The sequence below is a fragment of the Parabacteroides sp. FAFU027 genome, from assembly GCF_022808675.1.
Classification (GTDB): Bacteria; Bacteroidota; Bacteroidia; order Bacteroidales; family UBA7332; genus CAXXIC01.
Map to the genome: position 1 here is coordinate 421,696 of NZ_JAKZKV010000002.1, position 23,323 is coordinate 445,018.

Genomic DNA, 23,323 nt, shown 5'->3' on the forward strand with positions numbered 1-23,323 from the left:
AGGGTCTTACATTAATCCGTAGGATTAAGTGGTTTATTGAAATATGGACATGGTTTAAAAAATCTCACGTTAATAGTATCTCCTATTGCTAAAGATTTATCATGAGAATTGCCTGTATATTTCTTCCCATTTATTTCAAATTGGTATGAATATGTATATTCCGGATGTACTCCATGTGAATTCGGTATTATATTTTCTTCGTCAATAATTACCGCCTTAATCAAATCTGCACTATTATCGACAAAGTAATCATTTAGTATTCTATACCCGTATACATAAATTACATTCATCAATATCATAACAGCGAGAATTCTCCAGAATATCTTAGTTATCTTATTTCTATTCATTGTTTATCAGTGTATTGAAAGATATTAAATTTCTCAATAGGGACAGGTTTGTTTAGCTTTTGAACTTTATTTATTGTTTTCTGTGGGTCATAGATTTTGTCCCTGACTTTAATTTCGCTCAAATAGAATTTCTTATTGATAAAGCAAAAATAAAACTCTCTATTGTAATAGTAGTACATATCCCCCCAGGAAACATTTAGCTTAAATCCGGTATTCGTCTCTTCTATTTTATCAACTGAGAAATTTTTCACCTCATCATCAGGAATAGGTAAACGAATAGAAGTCGTCAACTTATTATCTTGTGATAGTTGAATATATTTTCTGTTCGATTTGTCAGAATATACAAGCTGTACCTTACAAATGGCTTTAAAATAAATATCGTTTTTCAACGCGACATTCTTCAAAACATCAACAGCAAATACTGATTGAACAAATCCCAATAACCCCAATACCATTATTGAAACAAATACGCTCTTTTTCTTAAAGTACTTATTTTCCATATCTAATTTATCTTCTTTATTTCAAGATCTCATATGCTTACACAGCTCTACTCTAGCGCGAGAAAGAAGGCTTCATTCTATCATCTATAATACCTAATAATTTTCTCATAACAGAGTTTATTTCTCAAGTCAATCACTTGGATAATCTGATATTTGCATGATAATCCTGTACAACTTGGCAAACTAGACATTATTTTTAGAAGATGTCTCTTCCGATCAAAAATATAAGTTGAGAAATCATATTCAGGAAAAGTGGACTTATTTATTTCGATGTCCTTATTCTTGAATGATATAATCTTAATTCTTTGACTACCTACAAATATTCGCCTATCTGACAGAGAATCACCATTCCATTTCTCAAATTTCAAATCATAGCCCAAATGACGAACTGTGCAGTAATCGACTTCATAGCATGAGACTTTAGGTTTTATTTTTCTCACCTTATGTGATTTCATTTCATTAATAGCCACAACAAATAGATGATCTGTATTCTTATTTTCTTGAGCGACTATGAAAGTATGTATTAATACAACGAAAACGACAATTCCAATATACTTCATATACTTTGAATATGACAATTTAATAACCTACTTTCCCAATCTCATAAATTAGCTCCTCTCTAGCGCGAGTTTAGCGAAGCGTAACTCGTGCTGGAAATCCAAACAGCTTGTAGCTGTTTTAGAATTCGAAGAATTCTCCAATTATACAAGCTATCTGCATGGTTGATTACTTGTATTGTTTTAGTCAGACAGCTACAAGCTGTCTTTGTTTTAGGCACGGGTTACGCTTTCGCTAAACCCGCGCCAAAAGTTACTTTTCAAACTCGCGGGAAAGAGGTTAGTCCCCATAAGCAATCAGTCCACACTGTCGTTTGTCTGCAATGTCAAATAATTGATTTAGTTTTTTCACATCAACGTCATATTGTAACTGTTTTCGCGAAATGTTCTGTCGAATTTGCCTAATTAACGCAGTATCTAACCTGAAGTCTGAATAATAATCAAATCTTCTATCAATAATCCCTTTGTTTTGAAGGTTGTCAAAAGTTTCATCATCAAGTCCTCCTGCAAATTCCAGTTCTGCTTGTTTTGGGGCATTTGGTTTTGCTTGGTCGTCCTTTATAATATAAAAATCTAGCATTGTCTTTTATTTTTAAGTATCCGGTCCTCCACTAGCGCAAGTTTAGCGAAGCGTAACTCGTGCTGGAAAACTAACCCCAATTCAACTAAACAAATATACACAATTCAAACAGAATATCAGGCTAGCCTGTTTCAGGCTGTAATCGTACAATTTACCCATAAAATATGCGTATATTATTCAGTAATCGGTCAATATTCTCTTGTAATTTGCCAATATTCTTCTGTAATCGGCTAATATTCTCTTGTAATCGGCAATTATTTTCATGTAATCGGTCAATATTCTTCTGTAATCGGTCAATATTCTCTTGTAATCGGCAAATATTCTCTTGTAATTTGCCAATATTTTCATGTAATCAGTCAATATTCTTCTGTAATTTGCCAATATTCTTCTGTAATCGGCTAATATTCTCTTGTAATCGGCAATTATTTTCATGTAATCGGTCAATATTCTTCTGTAATCTGCGAATATTCTCTTGTAATCGGCCAATATTCTCTTGTAATCGGCAATTATTTTCATGTAATCGGCCAATATTCTCTTGTAATCGGCAAATATTTTCATGTAATCAGTCAATATTCTTCTGTAATCGGTCAATATTCTCTTGTAATTTGCCAATATTCTCTTGTAATCGGCAATTATTTTCATGTAATCGGCCAATATTCTCTTGTAATCTACCAATGTATCGACTGTAATCTGTCTATATTTTCGTATAACCGGCTATTTTTATTCCCATACGGGCATGAAAAAGGGGCGGATTATTCATCACGCCCCTGTAGTATGAGCATAAACCTAACCGATTTTCAAAACCGGTTAGGTTATATCCTACTTCGCAGTCGTAAACGGCGATGCAGGCAATCCTTCCTTGTTGTATAGGTTCGCTCCTTCGGGATTGTCGGCCCAGGCATAGCGGATAGTCACCGGATTAGGGAGATTTTCATTCCACACGATGACCTTGTTGTTTTCGATTTTGGCTTTTGCCCACACGAACTTGTTGTCGGCTCCGGCGATGGCGAAATAACGGAGCTCTCCTGTCCCTTTAGCCACCAATCCGCTACCGGTATTGTTGAAGGTCAGGATGATTTTATTGCCTTCCACCTTCATGGATTGGTACACCGGACCGGAGGAGACGATTTTCTTATCCCCGTAAGCCACCTTTTGGGCAGCCAGCGCCAGACGCTTGCCTACCTCTTCCTTATTCAGCGGGTGAATGTCGTTCCATTCCCCCAAATCGATGGTCACCGCCATGCCGGTTTTCGTCAGGCTGAGCGTTTGACGTTGCGACTCGCGAAGTTGCGCCCAGTTGCTTTCGGCCGGTTCGCTTTTCGTCTCCATAAAGTTGGCCAACTGCACATAGAGGAACGGGAAATCCCCTTCTCCCCAGTGATTGCGCCAGTCACGAATCATCGTTGGGAAGAGTTCGCGGTACTCTTCCGGCTTGCTTGTATTGGCTTCCCCCTGATACCAGATGACGCCTTTGATGCGGGTTTTGAGCAACGGGGCAATCATCGCGTTGTAGAGTCCGACCGGTTTCCAGCGGATAAAGGTCATGCCGGGTGTCGGCTCCATCGTTGCACCCAACTTGTATTGCCAGTCGCCCTTCAGGTTAATCTTTTGCTCCCCGACCGTCAGCTCGTAAGGTTTATCCAACACAAAACCGCCTTTGCCGGAGTTACTGATAATCCGTACCACAAGGATGTTTTTGCCGGGTTTCAACACATTGGCAGGCACGTTGTACCAGCGAGGAGGATATTGGTAGCTGGTTGTCCCCACAAACGCACCGTTGATACAGACCGAATCGGCATCGACAATGCAGCTCAGGTTGAGTTTCGCCGGTTGAGCCTCCTGTTCGGCTGTCAGCTCTATCTCTTTGCGGAACCACACCACCCCGTTTACCTGACCCAGCGGAGTTTCCGCCCAGTAACCGGGCACTTTCATCGTCGCCCAATCGGTAGTATTCAGGTTCGGATCAAACCAGTTGGCCGAAGGATTCTGATATCCTTCATCTTTCTGCCGCAACAGGCTGTACCAGTCGCGAATCTTCGCCTGTTCCTCCGACTCTATCCGGTTGATAAGCGATTGGTCTTTGAATCGTTGCGCCTCGGTGTAATATTCGGGGAAAGCCTTCAGCGTCTCTTCGCTAATCCACGACTGCGCGGGCGATCCTCCCAGACTGCTGTTGATGATTCCCACCGGCACGTGATATCTGGCATGAATATCTTTGGCAAAGAAATAAGCCGCTGCGGAGAAATCCAGAACATTATCGGGGTTTGCGGCCTTCCATTCGCCTGAAGAGAGATCGGCCTGCGGCGTGTTGAAATCGTACTGCTGTGGCACTGTAAAGAACCGGATGGCCGGATTGGCAGCGTTGGCAATTTCCTTTTCGTAAAGCAGTCTCACTCTTGACATCGGCAGCTCCATATTGGACTGGCCGGAAGCTACCCACACATCGCCTACCCAGATATCTCTCAGGGTTATCTCGTTGACACCCTTTAGCGTCATGGTATATGGACCACCCGCTTTCATTTTGGGAAGCGTTATTGCCCATTTGCCATCCGAGTTGGTCGTGGTCTCGTATTTCTTTTGGTTAAATGCGATTTGCACCTTTTCATTTGGTGAGGCCCATCCCCAGATTTTCAGTTCTGTATTGCGTTGTAACACCATTCCGTTGCCAATCAGCTTTGGTAATCTGATTTGGGCATTGGATATGATGGAGATGCCTAGTAACAGGAGGCAGAGGGTGAAGAGTTTTCGTTGGTTTTTCATTGTCATTTGTTGTTTTTGTTACTAAACCTGACAGGTTTTTTAAAACCTGTCAGGTTTGTCCAATAATAAGGTATTGTCTTTATCGAGAGGCTCTATAGTGCGAGTCCGTATTCAATTTATTGATTGTAGGATACCATCGGGTGTCACGTTTTCAACCGCGATTTTATTCGCTGACAATCAGCGGTTAAAAACCGCTGCACCCATAAAGGTGTGCATTTTATTGAAGGTAGAACGTTTTTGTAGATTGTTTTTATCGCCCCTTTCGCTCATGAAAGCTATGTGCAAACTATCAGAGATTTCTTATCAGTATATCGTAAACGCCTGAATGCCGGACACCAAAAACATTGTATTGGGCCGGCATCCTGACAAGGACTAATACTAAACTAACAGATTTTATTTTGATTGAATGTTATCACACTCCACTATATGCGGAGAAACCGCCATCCACTGGCAAAACAACACCGGTAATAAAGCTGGCCGCCTCACTGCACAGAAACTGGATAGCACCGTTCAGCTCGTTAATATCGCCGAAACGGTTCATCGGTGTTTTAGCCAATACCTTTTTGCTTCGGTCTGTGAGTGAGCCATCCGGATTCAACAATACCGCACGGTTTTGGTCACCGATAAAGAAGCCCGGCGCCAATGCATTTACGCGCACTTTATCTCCATATTTCATGGCAAACTCCATCGCCAGCCACTGGGTGAAGTTGCTGATTCCCGATTTCGCCACCGAATAGCCCGGTACGCGGGTAATCGCGCTGATGGCCGCCATCGAAGACATATTGATGATGCTTCCCTCGCCCTGATCAGCCATTACTTTTCCAAAAACAATGCTTGGGTAAACAGTTCCGTTCAGGTTCAGATTGGTTACTTTCTCCCAATCTGAAATCTTCATATCAAAAATATGCTGATCGGGATTCAACGTTGCTCCGGGCAAGTTACCACCGGCTATATTCAACAGAATATCAATGCGACCCCATTTTTCCACAATCAGTTTGGCGGTATTTTCAAGACTTTCGATATCGAGTACGTTGCCCACGAAACCGATTACATCTCCACCCAGCTCTTTCAACTCGGCAACTCTTGCATCGAGTTGTTCCTGACGCAGGTCAAGCGCTACGACTTTTGCTCCTGCTTTTACAAAACTACGGGCTACACTTCCGCCCAATACACCACCGGCACCGGTGATCACTGCCACTTTGCCTGCAATGCTAAACATTTCGTTCATGATAAGAATTTTATAAGCTCATTATCTTTTTAAATCGTCATTTACTACAGCCATTATGCCTTCCACTTGTGCCAATGCCTGCATACGGCCGTGGAATGAGTAGCCCGGATTGTAGCCCTTATCGGCATCGTCCAGCATCAGGCGACCGTGATCCACACGCATCGGGAGAGTCGGATTCTCTTTTTCGAAAATGCGAATCAGGTCAATCAACCGACCGCGTCCTTCGAGGTGAGAGGATTCGATGAAGTTGCCGTTTTCCATCACGTTTGTACTACGCAGGTGAACGAAATGGGTACGTTTGGCATATTTGGCTGCCAAGGCCGGAACATCATTATGGATTCCCGCACTTAATGAACCCGCACAGAAAGTCAATCCGTTGTGAGGATTATCCACGGCATTCAGTAACCAGTCGATGTCATTCTCGCAGGTCACGATGCGAGGCAATCCCAATACCTGGAAGGGAGGGTCATCGGGGTGTACGCACATATTTACGCCAGATTCTTCACACACCGGCATAATGGCTGCGAGGAAGTAGCGCATATTTTCGCGCAACCGATCGCGGTCAATGCCTTCATATTGCTTTAGCAAACGACGGAAGATAGCCACCGGATTCTGGTCGCCCTCTTTGATATTTCCGTTTACGAATCCCTGAGTCTTCACGATGATGGTATCGACCAAATCGTCTTTCTCTGCTTCGGTGATGACTTTATCGAGTTCGGCAACCTTAGCTAATTCTTCAGCTGTGTAATCCTGTTCTGCTCCTTCGCGCTGCAAAATGCGGGTATCGAAGTATGCAAAACGCACTTTATCGAAATAGAGCGATGATGTACCGTCAGCCCACGGATGCGCCAGGTCGGTGCGAATCCAGTCAATGACCGGCATAAAATTATAGCAAACGGTCTTTACACCGCATTTCCCCAGATTGGCCAGACTTACTTTGTAGTTCTCAATCAGCTGGTCACGTTCCGGGCCGGCATATTTAATCGCTTCGCTGACCGGCAGACTTTCCACTACAGACCAGCGAAGACCAAAGGATTCGATGTAATTTTTCAGGTCTTCAATGGCTTCTACAGTCCAGATTTCGCCATTGGGAATATCGTGCAGGGCAGTTACGATACCTTCCACTCCGATTTGTCTCAGCATCGAAAGCGTAATCTTATCCTTCTTGCCAAACCAACGCCATGTTTTTTCCATAGGTAATATTTTTGTATTGTTTGTTCGATTGTTCTTTTACGGCTTTGTGGTGGGTTTGGGAAAGGACAGAGGCAACTTGCATACCCCTGCCTTTCCGCTACCACACAACCATCACCACTTGACTAGTTATTTAGACAACAGACATGTCCTCACGGACACAAGATTTTTATATTGAAATGTTAGTTATGATGTTTCAGATTCAGCTTAATCTTCATCAGTTCATCCAGATCATGCACCGGACGTTCGATGTCGTAAGGAATCGGACGCTTTGAGAATTGCTGGAAATAGAGCAGACAGGCATCTTTCCACCACACCGCATCGCGCGACTGAATGCGCAGTTTGAATTGTATCTGGCTGAATCGTTCATTATCCACATATTGCTCCATCTGATCCCAGAGAGTCTGGTAATGACGAACCTGTTTTACTCCTGAGTCATATTTATAGCAAAGCTCATTCCACAAGGTATTTCCGCTTTTCATCTTATAGTCCCACGGCACATGATGAAACCAGAGCAGGTACTTCTCCGGGCAGGTGGAAAGGTTATTATATTCTTCCTTTAAAGGAGAATAATATTGTGAAACAGCATTGCTTCCCTGCGTAGTTCGATCAAATCCTAGTCCCACGCTATCTGCCTTGTGGTAATAGCGGGGCAACCAATCCTCACGCGCCCCTGGCACTTCACACCAGGGCTCAGGCCCGTAGTGGTGTTCCCAGGCAAATATGTGATGTAGCCCAAGTGGCATCATGTAGCTGACCACCGTTTCGTGTGAGGTAGTCATTATATCTTTTACCGGATTGACAAAAGCCGGATCTCCGGTAAAAGTCATCTTGATCCATTCGTCGGCAATATCAGATGCGGTGAGATTGTTGTTCCAAGCCATGCGTCCGAATGCGTACCAGTTAGCCTGCGCAAAGGTGTATCCGCACCAGTTGGCATCCTCACCGATATTGGCAACACCGGCAATGGCCGTAACCGGTTGTTTAAACAATGTACCGTCGGTTACTTTGGCAATTGTTGAACCTTTTCCTTTGCAATAAGTATCGCTTTGCAAAAACTCCTGCCACAACGATGCAAGGAAAACCAGGTGATTGGAAAATCCAAGATACTCCTGCGTGATTTGCCATTCGGGCATCAGGGGCGTTTTCTTCATTGCTCCGAAAAGCGGACTAAATGCTTCCCTTGGCTGGAAGTCAATCGGACCGTTTTTCACCTGAATAATCACATTGTCCCTGAACTTGCCATCCAGCGGTTGAAACTCTTTGTAGGCCAATTTTGCCCGTTCGTCTTTTCCCGGGGAATAGACGAACGCCCGCCACATCACGATTCCTTTGTGAGGTTTGAGAGCATCGGCCAGCATATTGGCTCCGTCAGCATGGGTGCGACCATAGTCCTGTGGGCCGGGAAGCCCTTCGGAATTGGCTTTTACCAGAAATCCTCCGAAGTCTGGAATCAGTTTGTAGATCTCATCTGCTTTATCCTTCCACCATTTCCGTACCGCCGGTTTTAACGGATCGGAATCCGGCAAGCCTCCCAGTTTGGCTGGAGAAGAAAAGTTGATGGAGAGATAGACCTTGATATTATAAGGACGCAACGCTCCGGCAATCGCTTTCACCTTTTGAAGATTAGCTGTCGAGAGCATCTCGGGTGAAGCATTTACGTTATTGAGCACCGAACCGTTAATGCCGATTGATGCATTTGCCCTTGCATATTCGGTATATCTGGGCGAAACCATTCCCGGTAGTTCATCCCATTTCCAGATGGAACGACCGGCATAACCACGCTCCACCGTTCCATCCAGATTGTCCCAGTGATTAAGCACACGGACGTTGTAGGACGGCTTTTCAGTAATATTCAGTTCGTCATTTGCCTTGCCGGTTTGGATCAGCCTCAACAGGTGAAATGCACCGTACAAAAGACCCTTATCCGATTCTGAAGCGATAACTGTCAGTTGCTTTCCATCCAGCTGTACCGTTTTGATGATATATCCTTCCGGGCCTGATTGCTTCAGCGAAGTTGACAAGCCCAAACGTGCAATTGTCTTATTCCCGGATGTTGCAAAAAGCAGGCTTTTATTTTCCAACTGAGAAGAGACCTCGGGCAAACGCCCGGTCATGGCTGAAACAGCACGTCGATACTCTTTTACGGCCAACAACGAAGTATCTCCGGTAACTTTTGTAAGTGGCATAGCAGCTACCTTTGTTGCCGCAAAACGCAGCCACAACTGGTGGCCATCTTCAGCAAACGAATTAAGGACCGATATGCAGGCAATAAACCCAATTCCTATACATTTTTTCATTCAGGTAAATTCAAAAATTATTGATTGCCACCTCCTTCAATGGTTTTAATCGTTCCATCTTCGTTATACTCCAGTTCTACCACCTTGATGCTTCGCAACCAGGTCTTACCACCTGATGGCACACTGTCGTGATGGAACAGATACCATTTCCCCTTAAACTCTACAATGGAATGGTGCGTAGTCCAACCGACTACAGGAGTCAGGATAACGCCCTGGTAAGTAAACGGTCCATACGGATTATCGCCCACCGCATAACAGAGTTTATGGGTATCTCCCGTTGAATAGGAGAAATAATATTTACCGTTGTATTTGTGCATCCAGGGGCCTTCAAAGTAGCGACGGTCATTGTCACCGGCTTTCAGGGGTTCGCCTTTTTCATCGATAATCACGACATCACGCGGCTCTTCGGCAAACTCCAGCATATCGTCACTGAGTTTGGCTACGCGAGCATATAACGCCGGTTCATCATCGGCAGGAAATGCTGGATTCTCAATCGCTTTATTGTCCCGGTAACGCTGCAACTGACCGCCCCACAATCCACCGAAGTAGATGTAATAGTTAGTCTCGTTGTCCTCGAGCACAGCCGGGTCAATTGAGAAACTGCCTTTGATAGGGTCGCTTTGCGGAATAAACGGACCTTCCGGTTTATCGCTGACGGCCACGCCAATGCGGAAAATATCGTTCTTGTCTTTTAATGGGAAATAGAGATAGTATTTACCGTTTTTGCAAGCTGCATCAGGCGCCCACAACTGACGTCCGGACCATGGAATATCTTTTACATCCAACGCCACACCATGATCAGTCACTTCGCCATCTATATCCTCCATCGAAAACACGTGGTAATCACGCATATCGAAGTGGTCGCCGTTATCGTTTTCGGGAATGCCCGATTCGATGTCGTGAGAGGGATAAATGTATATCTTTCCGTTGAACACGTGAGCAGAAGGGTCTGCGGTATAGAGATCTTTTACTAAGTAGCGTGGTGTTTTCATCATATAATTGCTTTAGTATTTTTGAGAAATGAATTAACGGGAAGCCTCTTCGATGATGGTTTGCACCACCGCTTTAGGCTGATAGTTGCGGTCAAAGAGCAGCGGATAATCTTTTCGTCCGCGAATAGGCCAGTCATTGCGCCAGGTTTGATGATCGGTAACTCCCCAGAGTGTCACCCGGCTGATCTGATCACTGTGTTTGAGGAAAAGGCGGAAAAACTCTCCCATACGGTTATTCCAGGTTGTCGATACGGAATCGGGCAAACCATTCGCATAAGGATTCATCCCCTTTTCGAAAGCAACCTTTTGAGCGACATCTGCTCCCTGGTAAGGAGAAGGCAATACAGTCATATCCAGTTCCGAGATGGATATTTTGACTCCCAATGCAGCAAAAGCTTCTATACTTTTTTCTTCATCAGCTACCGTTGGGAAATCCATTGAAAAGTGTCCCTGCATACCGATACCATCGACTTTGACTCCCTGCTTCTGAAGATTGCGGATCATTTTCACAACCCCTTCCCTTTTACCGGGCAATGCCATAGAGTAGTCGTTATAAATCAACAGTGCTTTGGGATCTGCTTTCCGTGCAAACTGAAATGCCAACCGAATATAGTCTTCGCCAATTATTTGATAGAATTTGCTTGGTCGGAACGAACCGTCGTCCATAATGGCTTCATTGACCACATCCCAGCTTTTAATCCTGCCTTTATAGCGTTTCATAACCGTGGTGATGTACTTCTTCATGCGTTCTATCAGCACTTTGCGGGAAACATCTTTTCCATTCTTATCCACAAAGAACCACTTTGGTGCCTGCGAATGCCAAATGAGCACGTGCCCGTGAATAGACATGTTGAGCTTCTCCCCGAATGCTATGAAACGATCGGCCTGAGTGAAGTCAAACTTGCCCTCTTCAGGCTGTACCACCTCGCTTTTCATGCAGTTCTCGGCTGTGATGGAATTAAAATGTTGTATCAGAATTTTATCCGAAAGAGAATCTTTACCCGTCACCTGATCATCGTTGATTGCTGCTCCGATCAGGAATTTTCCCTTAAGAGCATCTTTAACTGTTTGTTGGGCAATGCATTTTCCCGGAGTAAATATGATTGTCAGTAGTGCAACCGCCGCAACCAGAGATCGTTTGATTTGCATTTATAATGAGATAAATTATTTTCGTGATTTAATCAATTGTAACGGGTTCAGTCTCCAGTACGGGTTCTGATATCTCTTTATTTTCGCTACTTCTGCGAGCTTTCAGCTCTGCTTCAATCTTCACTTCCATTTTTTTGTCAATCACATAGAAAAAGAGTAACCCTGCTCCAATCAGGAATGGAATGGAAGGAAAAACACTGACAAGCATTTTGGCTCCCTGGGCAACCGACTCCGGTTGTATAATCTCTGCACCGGTTGCAGCCTGTTTGGGAATGTAACCATACAGGCTTAAAATCCACGCCACTAACGCTCCACCAATGGAGAGTCCGGCTTTCAACCCCACCATCATAGCTGAAAAGATGATCGCAGTCGCACGGCGATTAGTCCGCCACTCTGAGTAGTCCGCCACATCGGCAATCATAGCCCAGAGAATCGGAATAGTAACCCCATAGGTAAGCCCATGGAGCATTTGAGATGCGAACATCAGAAAAACGCTCTTCGGAGAGAAAAAGATAAAGTCAAATACGAAGAATGTGGCTACCAGTAAGCCGGTTATATAAACATCGCGTTTGCCATATTTATCTGCAAATCTTTTGGAGAAAGAGATACCAATCATCATGCAAATGATTCCTCCGCCATTGAACAATCCGAATCCTGCTGAAACAGGATCAGTGCCAAAAAAGTTAAGTCCGACACCAGACAGAACTGCAACGACCGGACTGATAAAATCGGTCAGAGCCGCTTTATCCACATAGTTATTGAAATAATAGACGTAAGCCCCGCCTTTCATGGCCAGCGTGATAAACACCAGAATAGTCAGCGTTAGCATAATCAGCCACGGACGGTTACGCGAAAGGTCTGTCAAATCGTCTTTCAGGGATGACTTCTGCTCCGGACTCGGCACTATTCGTTCGCGGGTAGAGAAGAAAGTGATCAACAACATGATCGAACCAATGATGGCCAACCATGACATCACGACCTCAATACCAACGGCTTTGTCGCCCTTACCTGCAAACTGGATAATAGGCAACATGAATACCTGTACGAAAAACTGTGCAAACATAACTGCCACAAAACGGTATGCCGAGATGCTGTTGCGTTGCCCCATATCTCCGGTCAATACCCCACTCAGTGCAGAGTATGGTAGGTTGCTCGATGCGTATAACAACAACAGGAAGGTATAAGTAACGGCCGCATAGATCAATTTACCTTTATAGGAAAAATGCGGTGTGGAAAATGCAAGAAATGCAACCACTCCTAAAGGGACAGCCGTGTAGAGTATCCAGGGTCTGAATTTCCCCCATTTTGAATTGGTTCGGTCGGCCAACACGCCGATAACCGGATTAAATGCAAAGGCAGCCACCAATCCCACTGAGAGCATGACTATCGAGGCATCGGTGTTCTTTAACCCATAAATATCGGTATAAAAATAAGCTAAATAGGTGATCAGAGTCTGGAAAACAAGGTTGGCCGCCAAATCGCCAAGACTGTAACCTACCTTCTCAAAAACTGAGACTTTTTGTGTTGACAAATCCATATAATCGGGTGTTAGTAGAATTTTACTTTTTGTTCTGGAAAACAAACTGTTTATCCTTGAAATACGGCATGACATTGGCCATGCAACAATGAAAGGTCATTGTTTGTAGATAATGTGTGTCGTGAAAAAATTAAGTTCAGAAATGATGTAAGAAATATTTTATCCCTATTGAATCCTGAGATTGTGGCATTTTGCCAATTTGAAAAAAGATAGAATTATAACCCTGACAGGCGATTGGGCCTGTCAGGGTTTTTAATTTAGTTATTTAGTTACAACGTAAGCAGGGTTCTGATAAGCTGCCTTTTCTTCATCCGACATCTCCATTCCATCAAGCTGACCTTGTGGAATAGGACGCAGATAGTATTTTGAATCAATAGTACGGGTGACTGTGATCGGGGTGTGATCACCATACTTATCACCGCATATCTGATAAGTTCCTGCATATTCGGCCCACTTCTGTGTACGCACAAGGTCAAACCAGCGGTATCCTTCGCCGAAATATTCACGGGAACGTTCCGCAAGAATATAATCAACGGTAATTGTGGCAGGTGTAGCCGCAGTCAAAGCAGCACTATTATCTTCTACTTTAGCCACATTTCCATTATTGTTCCAACGCCATTTTCCGGCACGGGCTCTGATCACATTGATCAACTCCCGGGCACTTTGACCTGAGTTTGTGGTTGCACCCTTTACAGCAGCCTCAGCAGCGATAAAATAGAGCTCTGAGAATTTGGCAATGTTGAACGGACGGGTACTTGCTGCATTCGGTTGACCTAAACCTGTTTTGTTATCGGTACGATAAACTCCAAGTTTCCATAATCCTGGATACACAATACGGCTAATGCCATTCGGAGATATTACATAATCAGCTCTTCCCGGCAGGACTCCGGCACCAATATTACTTTTATAAGTTGCATTTGAATAATCAATCGCAGTAGAAGGTTCATTATCCAGGAATGTCAGGATTGCATCACCATTACTTACCGGCAGATTATTTGCGTTATACAAACTCGCAGTTGTGTTTCCTGCTTTACCCCAGTTTCCACGATAAACAGTTGTGAATGTACCATCGTAGCGAGAGTCATTGGTTTTATCCGCAAATGTATTCTTGATAACTCCGATAGTAGGACACATACGGGTCCATGGACGTCCCAGGTGTTGCTCTGCTTCACGTTGTACTGAATTTACCAATGAACTCCATCCTGTATTCGCCGAGCTCTTGATATTCGTATAGTTCCAGGTCATCATCCAGACAGCAAAGTTATCGGCACCGCCGCCACCGCCATAGGTCAAACTTGAACCATTATAAGCTTCGCTTGCCTCTGTATGGTCAGCATAAAGCAGAATCTCGTTATTACGGTCATTTGGACCCAGATTTACATCATAATAGGTTGGTTGTAAACCATATGAGCCTGGCGCATTGATTGCTGCTGTAGCGATGTTGTATGCCTGTTGGAAATACCATGCTGCATTATGTCCGTCCGGATCAGTGCGGTCACACACCGGATAGGTCGGAATGTTGTTCGGATTTTCAAGCCACCAGCCATAAGTCAGGTAAGCTTTTGCCAGATAAAGGCGTGCAACTGTTTTGGTAACACCACCGGTAACACGTCCCGTTGCCGGCAAATCATTTATTGCGGTCAGCAAATCAGGAAAAACTGCTTTGGTATAAACCTGAGGAACGGTGTTACGTACTGAGGTTCTGGATGAGCTTGAGTTAAACTTCAGTTCTCCGGCTCCCAAGTCCAGAGGAACTCCACCAAAAGTCTGAACCAATAGGAAATAATCGAATGCACGAAAGAACCGGGCTTCAGCAACGAGTGAGTTTGAAACTGTTCCAACTGCAGACGCATTTTCAATAATTCCACTGGCGGTATTAATTGCTGGATATGTATTATTCCAAAGAACATCTGAGCGGCTACTCGATGCAGTCAGTGTTCCGGCTCCTGAGAAGTCCATATCCTTGAAGTTCTGGTCTGCACTCTGAGCATAAGTCGCTTCATCAGTTCCGGTAATCAAAGCATTGTAATAGTATCCGTTACCATATATGTAGCGAAGACTGGCATACAATGAAGTTAAACCGCCCATTACACCGGCCTCGGTTTTGAAATATTCAGGAGTGTATTGACTGCGTGGCTTTTCATCCAGTATATCAGTACATCCCATCAGAAACATTGCCATCAGCAATGTTCCCAGCAAAGCTTTATTATATATGCGTTTCATTGTAATCTATTTAAAAAGTTATATTTAGACCCATCAGATAGTTATGAGATTCCGGGGTGTTGTAACCCACAGTAAGCAAGCGCTTCAGGTTCCCTGAATACGCTACAGCAGCAGTGGAGCCATCATTAGCATAGGAGTTGGTTTCCGGGTCCATACCTGATTGTTTGTGATATGGAGAGAACAACACGAATGGATTTTGTACTGTGCAATAGAAACGTACTCTTTCCATACCGACTTTACGGGTTAATTTGGGGTTCAGGTTGTATCCTAAAGTGAAGGTGCGAACTTTCAAATATGAGCCATCAAAATATCCCAATGTAGATCCATATTTCGGGTTATCATTACTTTTTGGAGTATTCGGAGCTGGGAATTTTGCACCTGTATTGCTTTCCGTCCAGTAGTCGATCTTGATTTGGCCTCTACGACCATCCTCAAGATTCAGGTAGCCACTTGTACCATAGAGTGTGCTGTTCAATATACCTCCATGCTGGAATGCGCCTACCACACTCAGGTCAAATCCCTTATAGGCAACACGGGTATTAAAACCACCCTGAAAATCAGGATCGCAATCAATAACCTGTCTGTCTGCTTGCTCATTAATTATTCTTGTCGGAGTACCATCAGCATTATATGTACCGGTATAGAGAACTTTAATCATCCCTTTTTTGCCCTGTGATCCCTCATATAGCTTGGCCTCTTCATCGGTCTGATAAATACCAATTCTTTTATAGTCATAGATTACATTGAGCGGATGGCCTACAAATAACCAGTTATCAATATCTTTATCACGACCGGAATTTAGCTTCACAATCTTATTTTTGTTGGAGTAGAGGTTAACTCCAGCCTCCCAGGTCCAACCATTTACGTTATCTAGGATCACGCCGTTAAGTGAAAGCTCCCAACCATTATTCCGGGTGGATCCCACATTGGCCATAATAGTGTTAACACCAGAAGTCACAGGGAGATTTACCGCCAATAACAAATCTTTCGTATCAGTAGTATAGTACTCAAATGTACCAGATAAACGATGTTTCAGGAATGAAAAGTCAAGACCTGCATTTTTGGTGATAGAATATTCCCATCCCAAATTAGGGTTGGGCAGATCTGTCACATAGTATCCAGTAGCATAAGAAGTACCATAGTTATATGGACGAGTACTTAATTTACCCAGTGTAGCATAAGGAGCTACTGATTGGTTTGATGTTTGTCCGTAACCTAAACGCAGCTTCAGGGCGTCCAGCCAGGTAACATCTTTCATAAAGGATTCCTTATTAATATTCCAACCTAATGATAATGCCGGATAGCTATGCCATTTGTGTCCCGGAGCTAATCGGGAAGAAGCGTCAGTACGAATAGTTGCACTGATCATATAACGATCATCATACGAATACATGACACGTCCCATATATGATATTAGCCCACTCACTGAATATCCACCGGGATTGATAGTAATGTCATCATTGCTACTTGTCGAACTATTAGCCAGGTTGAAATACTGGAAATTATCGCCTGAGATATTTTTTCTGGAGAATGAAGAGCTATTGTATTGTGTCTCTTCTGCCGAATATAGAGCAACTGCGTTTACCCTGTGTTTTTCTGCAAATTCACGATCGTAAGTCAACAAGTTCTCTACAGCCCAGTTGGTAGTGAGTGAATTATTGATAGAAGCTGAGTTTGGAGAATCAGGAGTAGAACTAAAGACTCCAATTCCGGTGTAACTACCACCATTACTTTGACGGTAGTTCGCACCAACGTTTACACGCGCTTTCAGGCCTTCCACTCCCGGAATCTTGAGTTCCCCGTAAGCAGAGTTATAAGAACCATACGCTTTAGTCTTATCTATCCATTTATCACCCAAAGCATTAATACTCTCACGGGTAAGTACCCACTGGTTATCTTTAGGCATAGCAACAACTCTTTTTAGTGTACCATCCTCATTGTACGGATTTACCAATGGAGACATACTTAACACGCCCCCCATTCCGAGGCTGGCTCCGTTTGTAATATTGAAGTTGTTGTTTGTAGTAAATCCTATACGGAATAGTTTCCCAACCTCCTGATCAACAGAAGCTCTTATTGAATAACGGTTGTAATCAGACCCCGGTATTACAGCCTCATCCCGATAATAACCGGCGCCAAACTTATAGCTTCCCCTTTCATTACCACTGGAAACACCCAAGTCATGACTTTGCACCGTACCGGTACGGTAAAACAAATCCTGCCAGTCAGTATTTGCTGAATAAGTATAAGTTCCGTCTGCATTTTTCACATTAGGCTCGTCAGCTCCCGGTGTATTCAGGCCGGCTATCGCACGCAGCGCTGCATATTCAGTAGCATTCATCATCGGATACTTGACTGCATTTTTGAAGCCATAATAGCCACTATAGGTGACCTGCTCCTTCTGACCTTTTGAACCTTTGTTGGTAGTAATCAGAATAACACCATTTGCACCACGGGAACCGTAAATAGCAGTCGCAGAAGCATCCTTCAAAATATCAATACTTTTGATATCATCAGGACTGATATCTGCAATTGTTCCCGAGAAAGGAATACCGTCAAGTACAATCAACGGATCGTTATCTGCGTTTATAGAACGTGTACCACGGATACGAATCTGCATGGTAGCGCCCGGCTTAGTGGATGTTTGTGCCATTTGTACACCGGCTACACGTCCTTGCAATGCCTGTGAGATATTAGATGCCGGCACTTCGCGTATTATATCACCTTTGATTGAGGCTACAGATCCTGTTACAGCTTCTTTTCTTTGATTACCGTATCCGATAACTACGACCTCTTCTAGTTGTTTTTTATTTTCCTGCAAAACAACACTGATTTGCGTTTGACCTTTTACTGAAACAGTTTTGGTATCAAAACCAACAAAAGAAAATGAGATACTGGATTGGCCGGATACTTTGATCTGGAACTTTCCGTCAACTCCTGTGATCGTTCCGTTCTTTGTACCGGTTTCCACAACATTCACACCCGGAAGGGTCTCTCCCTTTTCGTCTTTCACGACTCCTTTAACGGTAATCGTTTGCGCGAAAGCACATATCGGGAAAAATACAAGTAGTAACAATAGGCTCAGCGGCCTGTGTAGAATTGCGTTTTTCATTTTTGATATTTGTTTGTATTAGAAATCAATTAATAGATAGTTAGTCTGCAAGTTTAGATTTTTGGTAGTTTCAATCTGGTCTAGGTAATGGTTACGTTTTTTTTCATAAGCTGGAATTGATTTTAGGGTTAAACATCGAATGACACAAAGCTAATGCCTGAATAAAAAATTGTATTACGCCCGTTACTCAAAAGCTTTTCTGCGTGTTACATGCTTTGCATATTCGTTACATAAAGTTGATTCTGCGTTACAAACCGATGATATCTGGCTATTTTGATTAATTCAAAGATAAAAAAGGAGGATTTTTTGGTACCCTATAATCTCAAAAACGAAGTGCTTGTGATATAAAATCCGGGGATAAATTGACAGAAAATTGAATGGAAAGACAGAGCTCCTGGCTCTGGGATTGTATTCTAATATCAAAACCAACCTGATTTCGTTTAGTCCGGGATTATATATATGATATATCTGCAAAGGTCTTTTCTGGAATAATCGGGGATTTTGCTATTTGGTCTTACATTCTACGATTGATGATAATGCAAAAAACCGCAGATTCAGCGTTCAATATTCTGGCTGAATCTGCGGTTTAGAAGATAAGATGATCAGGAATCAACTCTCATTTTTGTCTCCCCGGTACTTTTCGGCATACTCAGAAGGTGACATACCGTAGAATTCCCGGAAGGAGTTGGAGAAATGCGACAGGTTGGAAAATCCCAACGCATAGGCTATATCGGAGATACTTTGTTTCTGACTCTTCAGAATCTCTCCGGCCTGTTGCAAACGGATCGTGCGAATGAGATCACGGGCTGATTGATTAGTCAGCTCCTTGAGTTTACGGTGCATGTGAACACGGCTCATCCCTGTTCCTACAGCCAGCGTCTCGACGTTCAGCTCCGGATTGGCAATATTGTCATTGATGATCTTCATGATCTTCTCCAGCAGCACCTGATCGTGCGGGCGCAAAACAACCTGCTTGATCAGATTCTTGTTCTGCTCCGCATCCACCGGTTTCAGTTCCAGACGCTCCCGGTTTTCAATCAGGTTGGCCACCTGTTTCTTCAACAACTCAACATTAAAAGGCTTCACCACATAGGCATCGGCACCGGTATCCAGCCCCTCTGCCACATGATCATCTCCCGTTTTTGCCGTCAGCAGAATAATCGGAATGTGGTTAATATTGATATTGGTCTTCAACTTCCTACACAAGGTAATACCATCCATTTCCGGCATCATCACATCGCTGATCACCAGATGAGGTTTTTCTTTCAAAATAAAATCGAGTGCCTCTTTTCCATTACGGCATTCACTTACATGATAATAAACCGAAAGTTCGCGGCTCAGGTAATGGCGGATTTCATCCTCATCGTCCACGACCAGCACCCGATAGTTGGTTCTGGCTTTAGGCAGCTTCTCTTTGCCAAGGGATTGCTTTTCCAGCTCCGTTTCCACACCTTCACGAGCAGATTTAACGGGAAGTTTATGCCCATTCGTTTCTATCTCATTGGCTGCCAGGTGAGCACTTCCTAATGGCAACCAGATGACAAATTCACTCCCCAGCCCTTCTTGCTTATTCCGGGCAAACAGTTCTCCATGAAGCAACTCGATGAGAGATTTTGCCAGATGCAATCCGATACCGGTACCGAAGTTAACCTTCTCCTGCTCGTTGTCAATCTGGTAAAAGCGTTCAAATATCTTATCAATCTTATCAGCATCCAGACCAATCCCTGTATCTGAAACCACAATTTCACAATACTCCCGGAGCGGACCTGACGCACTTTCATTCGCCTCCCGCTGCATGGTAATCGTAATTTCTCCGTTATCCGGTGTAAACTTAAAAGCATTTGCAAGCAAGTTTACCAATACTTTATCAAAACTATTCAGGTCAATCCAGACATTCAGTTGCGGATCACGGTGAACAAATGAAAATTTAATGTTTCGCTTAACAGCCTGATATTCGAAAGTCTGCATCAGGTCATCAATAAATCCCACCAAATCGGCTTCACGCAATTTCACCGTCATCTGACCTTTGTCTATTTTCCGGATATCCATCAACTGGTTAATCAGGCTGAGAATGCGCTGCGAGTTACGGAACATCATCTGGTAAAGCTTCTGATGCTCCGGATCGCTATTTTCCTTAATCAACTTCTCCAGCGGACTCATAATCAGGGTCATCGGCGTACGTATCTCGTGGGAGATATTGATAAAGAACTGCAGCTTAGCCTCACTGATCTGCTCGGCGTGCTCTACACGCATAATCTCCTGCCGGTAGCGAATTTTATTGAGGATATACTGGGCAATTCCCCACATCAAAAGCAGAAAGAGGATAAAATAGATTGTTTTCGCCCACCAGGAGAAGTACCAGGGTGGCGAAATCAGGATGTAAAATACTTTCTCTTCCGACATCGTATCATGGATACAGGCTTTTACCCGCAGTTTGTAACTGCCATAATCAATGTTGGTAAAGTTGATCCGGTTGACGCCTTTCTCGGTCGTCATCCACTGGGAGCTCACCCCCTCCATGAAGTACCGGTAATAGACATGCCGGGAATTACTGAAGTCAAAGGTCGAAAACGCCAGGGCAAACATATTGTCTTTGTAACTTAACCGGATGGTATTGACATCCGAGATAAAGCCATCAATAATCTGGTGTCGTCCCGATTTCTGCCCCTGCACTACCGGTCTGTCCATGATGTAAAGGCCGGTCAGGAAGAGGTGTAGCGGAGTGCGTTTATCTTTTATCTCTTTTGGGGAAAAAGAGGTTACACCACTGATGCCCCCAAAGAACATCTCTCCCGACGGAGCCCTGAAGGCAGCTCCCTTGCTAAACTCATTTCCCTGAAGGCCATCGAAAGCGTAGTGATTGACAAATTTGTTTTGGGAAACGATCAGTTTGGAAATACCACCGTGGGTGCTTATCCAGATGTTTCCAGATTCATCTTCGAGAATACCGCAGATGACATTATCGGCCATTCCGTCTTTGGTCGTATAGAAGCGTGATGTATGTGTTTTCTTATTGAAACAGGCCAACCCTTCCGAAGTACCTACCCAGAGATTTCCCTTTCTGTCTCCGATGATAGAATAAACCGAGTTTCCAGGCAGTGCCTTATTTTCCATATTATAGACGGAAATCTTGCCCTTTCGGGGATCAATGCTGCAAAAACCGTCGTACGTGCCTACCCAGATAATGCCGTCATGATCACACAGAATCGTATTGATCCACTCACTATGCAGGCGGAATGCCTTAGGCGCCGAGTAGGAGTAGTGAGCAGTATAATTCGAAGTAGCCGGATCAAAAACATATACCCCGGCTCCATTGGTGCCTATCCAAAGCCGGTTTTGCGGGTCTCGTGCAATGCAATCAACTTTATTTCGAAATGTATTCGCAGCCTGCCCTTCCAGAGTGTAATCGTAGTAAGTACAGTTTCCGGTATGCTTATCAAACCTGGAAAATCCGTCAAAATAGGAACCCAGCCACAATGTACTGTTATCTCCTTCGACAATAGACATAATGGTACCGGGAACAGACTTCCCATCGTTCAGAGGAGTATAATGGTGCGATGATCCATCGGGGGCAATGCTGTAAAGACCATCATTGTCGGTACCAACCCAGAGGGTATTGTCACGGTCCTTGAGTACCGACATCACGCAACCTGAACCGATTTTATTGCCTGTATAGGATTTATATCCCAGATAGTTAAACTTGTTGGGATTATTCGGGGAGAAGAATACTCCTTTCTGGAAAATGCCGGTCCAGAGATTCCCATCTTTGTCCTGAAGAATGGCATGCACCTTCATTCTCGAGAAATCAAAAGGCGCCCACGGTATCCTGAAATCCTCCAGACATCCCTCCTTCTCGTTGTATATCTTGATCCCGTTTCCGTCGGTTCCTACCAGCAAACGCTTTTGCTTATCCACAAAAAGGCTTTTCACCGGCAAGGCACCAGAGCCAGACTTGTAAGGTACTGCATCAAACTTATTCGTTGCAGGATTAAACCGGAATAACCCTTTGGATAATGTTCCTACAAATATCTCTCCCCGGCAGCTTTCGCAAATAGCCGAAATCTGGTTACTGCCTATCTCTCCGGGACTTTTATACTGGGTAACTTTTCCCGTTTTTGCCGAATAACGGTTCACCCCCCGGTAGTCCGTGGCAATCCAGATATCGCCATGGCTATCCTGATGTATCGCCACGAGGAATTTACTGCTCAACTGAGCAGAAAGCTTCCTATCGGCCTGAACAGGGCCATTTCCCTTCGGAATTCTGACAATGCCGTTACGGGACGTTGCCGCCCATATCTCTCCATCCTGCTTTTCGATAATAGAATAGATCGGCGAATAGACCCGTTGCTTCCCATCATACACGGCAACATCACGAAACGAATCGGTTGCCCGGTCATATTGAAGCAGTCCGTTAATGCACCCCACCCAGAATCGACCTTTGGAGTCTTCATACATCGTGATGACGTAGTTATTCTTCAGGGAAGTGCTGTCTCCGGGTCTGTTTTTGTAAATGGTAAAGCGGACGCCGTCAAACTTATTGAGGCCATCTTCAGTCGCTATCCAGATATAGTTTCGCCGATCCTGGTAAATGGAATTAATCAGGCTGTTTGAAAGGTCTTTGTCCGGAGAATAGAACGTACCGGTCTGTGCATGAACGGTTTGTATCAGGCACAAAAAGATAAGAAGAACCAGGGTTATGCTTCTCTTCATGGTATTCTGTTGTCGTATTAGTCGTAGTCGGGTAACGAATAGCAAATGTAAGAAAAATAAGCAGTTATAAGCCGCGAGACAACAGGTTTTAAATGTATTCGGTGAAACATGGAACGCTCAGAAACTTACTGCATATT

At 43.9% G+C, this 23,323-nt stretch carries 14 protein-coding genes; all 14 read right to left on the reverse strand.

Annotated elements, in window-relative coordinates:
* Window positions 1-11: 11 nt before the first annotated feature.
* Complete coding sequence (locus tag MLE17_RS04915; protein WP_243347613.1) at window positions 12-347, reverse strand: hypothetical protein; 336 nt, start codon at window positions 345-347, stop codon at window positions 12-14.
* Window positions 344-847, reverse strand: coding sequence for a hypothetical protein (locus tag MLE17_RS04920; RefSeq protein ID WP_243347616.1), 504 nt, complete (start codon window positions 845-847; stop codon window positions 344-346). Before MLE17_RS04920 ends, MLE17_RS04915 begins: the two co-directional genes overlap by 4 nt.
* A gap of 837 nt (window positions 848-1,684) precedes the next feature.
* Entirely contained in the window at window positions 1,685-1,984 is a 300-nt protein-coding gene (locus tag MLE17_RS04925; RefSeq protein WP_243347617.1) for a hypothetical protein, read from the reverse strand.
* A gap of 177 nt (window positions 1,985-2,161) precedes the next feature.
* On the reverse strand, window positions 2,162-2,626 hold the full coding sequence (locus tag MLE17_RS04930) for a hypothetical protein (protein ID WP_243347618.1): 465 nt from the start codon (window positions 2,624-2,626) through the stop codon (window positions 2,162-2,164).
* 177 nt (window positions 2,627-2,803) lie between these two features.
* Window positions 2,804-4,744, reverse strand: a complete 1,941-nt coding sequence (locus tag MLE17_RS04935) for a sialate O-acetylesterase (RefSeq protein ID WP_243347620.1) — start codon at window positions 4,742-4,744, stop codon at window positions 2,804-2,806.
* 412 nt (window positions 4,745-5,156) lie between these two features.
* Complete coding sequence (locus MLE17_RS04940) at window positions 5,157-5,972, reverse strand: SDR family oxidoreductase (RefSeq protein WP_243347621.1); 816 nt, start codon at window positions 5,970-5,972, stop codon at window positions 5,157-5,159.
* A gap of 21 nt (window positions 5,973-5,993) precedes the next feature.
* Window positions 5,994-7,166: a mannonate dehydratase gene (gene uxuA / locus MLE17_RS04945; protein ID WP_243347622.1), complete on the reverse strand. Its 1,173-nt coding sequence runs from the start codon at window positions 7,164-7,166 to the stop codon at window positions 5,994-5,996.
* Window positions 7,167-7,345: 179 nt separating this feature from the next.
* Complete coding sequence (locus MLE17_RS04950) at window positions 7,346-9,463, reverse strand: alpha-glucuronidase family glycosyl hydrolase (protein ID WP_243347623.1); 2,118 nt, start codon at window positions 9,461-9,463, stop codon at window positions 7,346-7,348.
* A gap of 17 nt (window positions 9,464-9,480) precedes the next feature.
* Complete coding sequence (locus tag MLE17_RS04955) at window positions 9,481-10,458, reverse strand: glycoside hydrolase family 43 protein (RefSeq protein WP_243347624.1); 978 nt, start codon at window positions 10,456-10,458, stop codon at window positions 9,481-9,483.
* Window positions 10,459-10,488: 30 nt separating this feature from the next.
* Complete coding sequence (locus MLE17_RS04960; RefSeq protein ID WP_243347625.1) at window positions 10,489-11,604, reverse strand: endo-1,4-beta-xylanase; 1,116 nt, start codon at window positions 11,602-11,604, stop codon at window positions 10,489-10,491.
* Window positions 11,605-11,632: 28 nt separating this feature from the next.
* Window positions 11,633-13,141: an MFS transporter gene (locus MLE17_RS04965; protein ID WP_243347626.1), complete on the reverse strand. Its 1,509-nt coding sequence runs from the start codon at window positions 13,139-13,141 to the stop codon at window positions 11,633-11,635.
* 261 nt (window positions 13,142-13,402) lie between these two features.
* Window positions 13,403-15,364, reverse strand: coding sequence for a RagB/SusD family nutrient uptake outer membrane protein (locus tag MLE17_RS04970; protein WP_243347632.1), 1,962 nt, complete (start codon window positions 15,362-15,364; stop codon window positions 13,403-13,405).
* A 10-nt stretch (window positions 15,365-15,374) separates the two neighbouring features.
* Entirely contained in the window at window positions 15,375-18,476 is a 3,102-nt protein-coding gene (locus MLE17_RS04975; RefSeq protein WP_243347634.1) for a SusC/RagA family TonB-linked outer membrane protein, read from the reverse strand.
* Window positions 18,477-19,085: 609 nt separating this feature from the next.
* On the reverse strand, window positions 19,086-23,186 hold the full coding sequence (locus tag MLE17_RS04980; protein ID WP_243347635.1) for a two-component regulator propeller domain-containing protein: 4,101 nt from the start codon (window positions 23,184-23,186) through the stop codon (window positions 19,086-19,088).
* Window positions 23,187-23,323 lie beyond the last annotated feature (137 nt).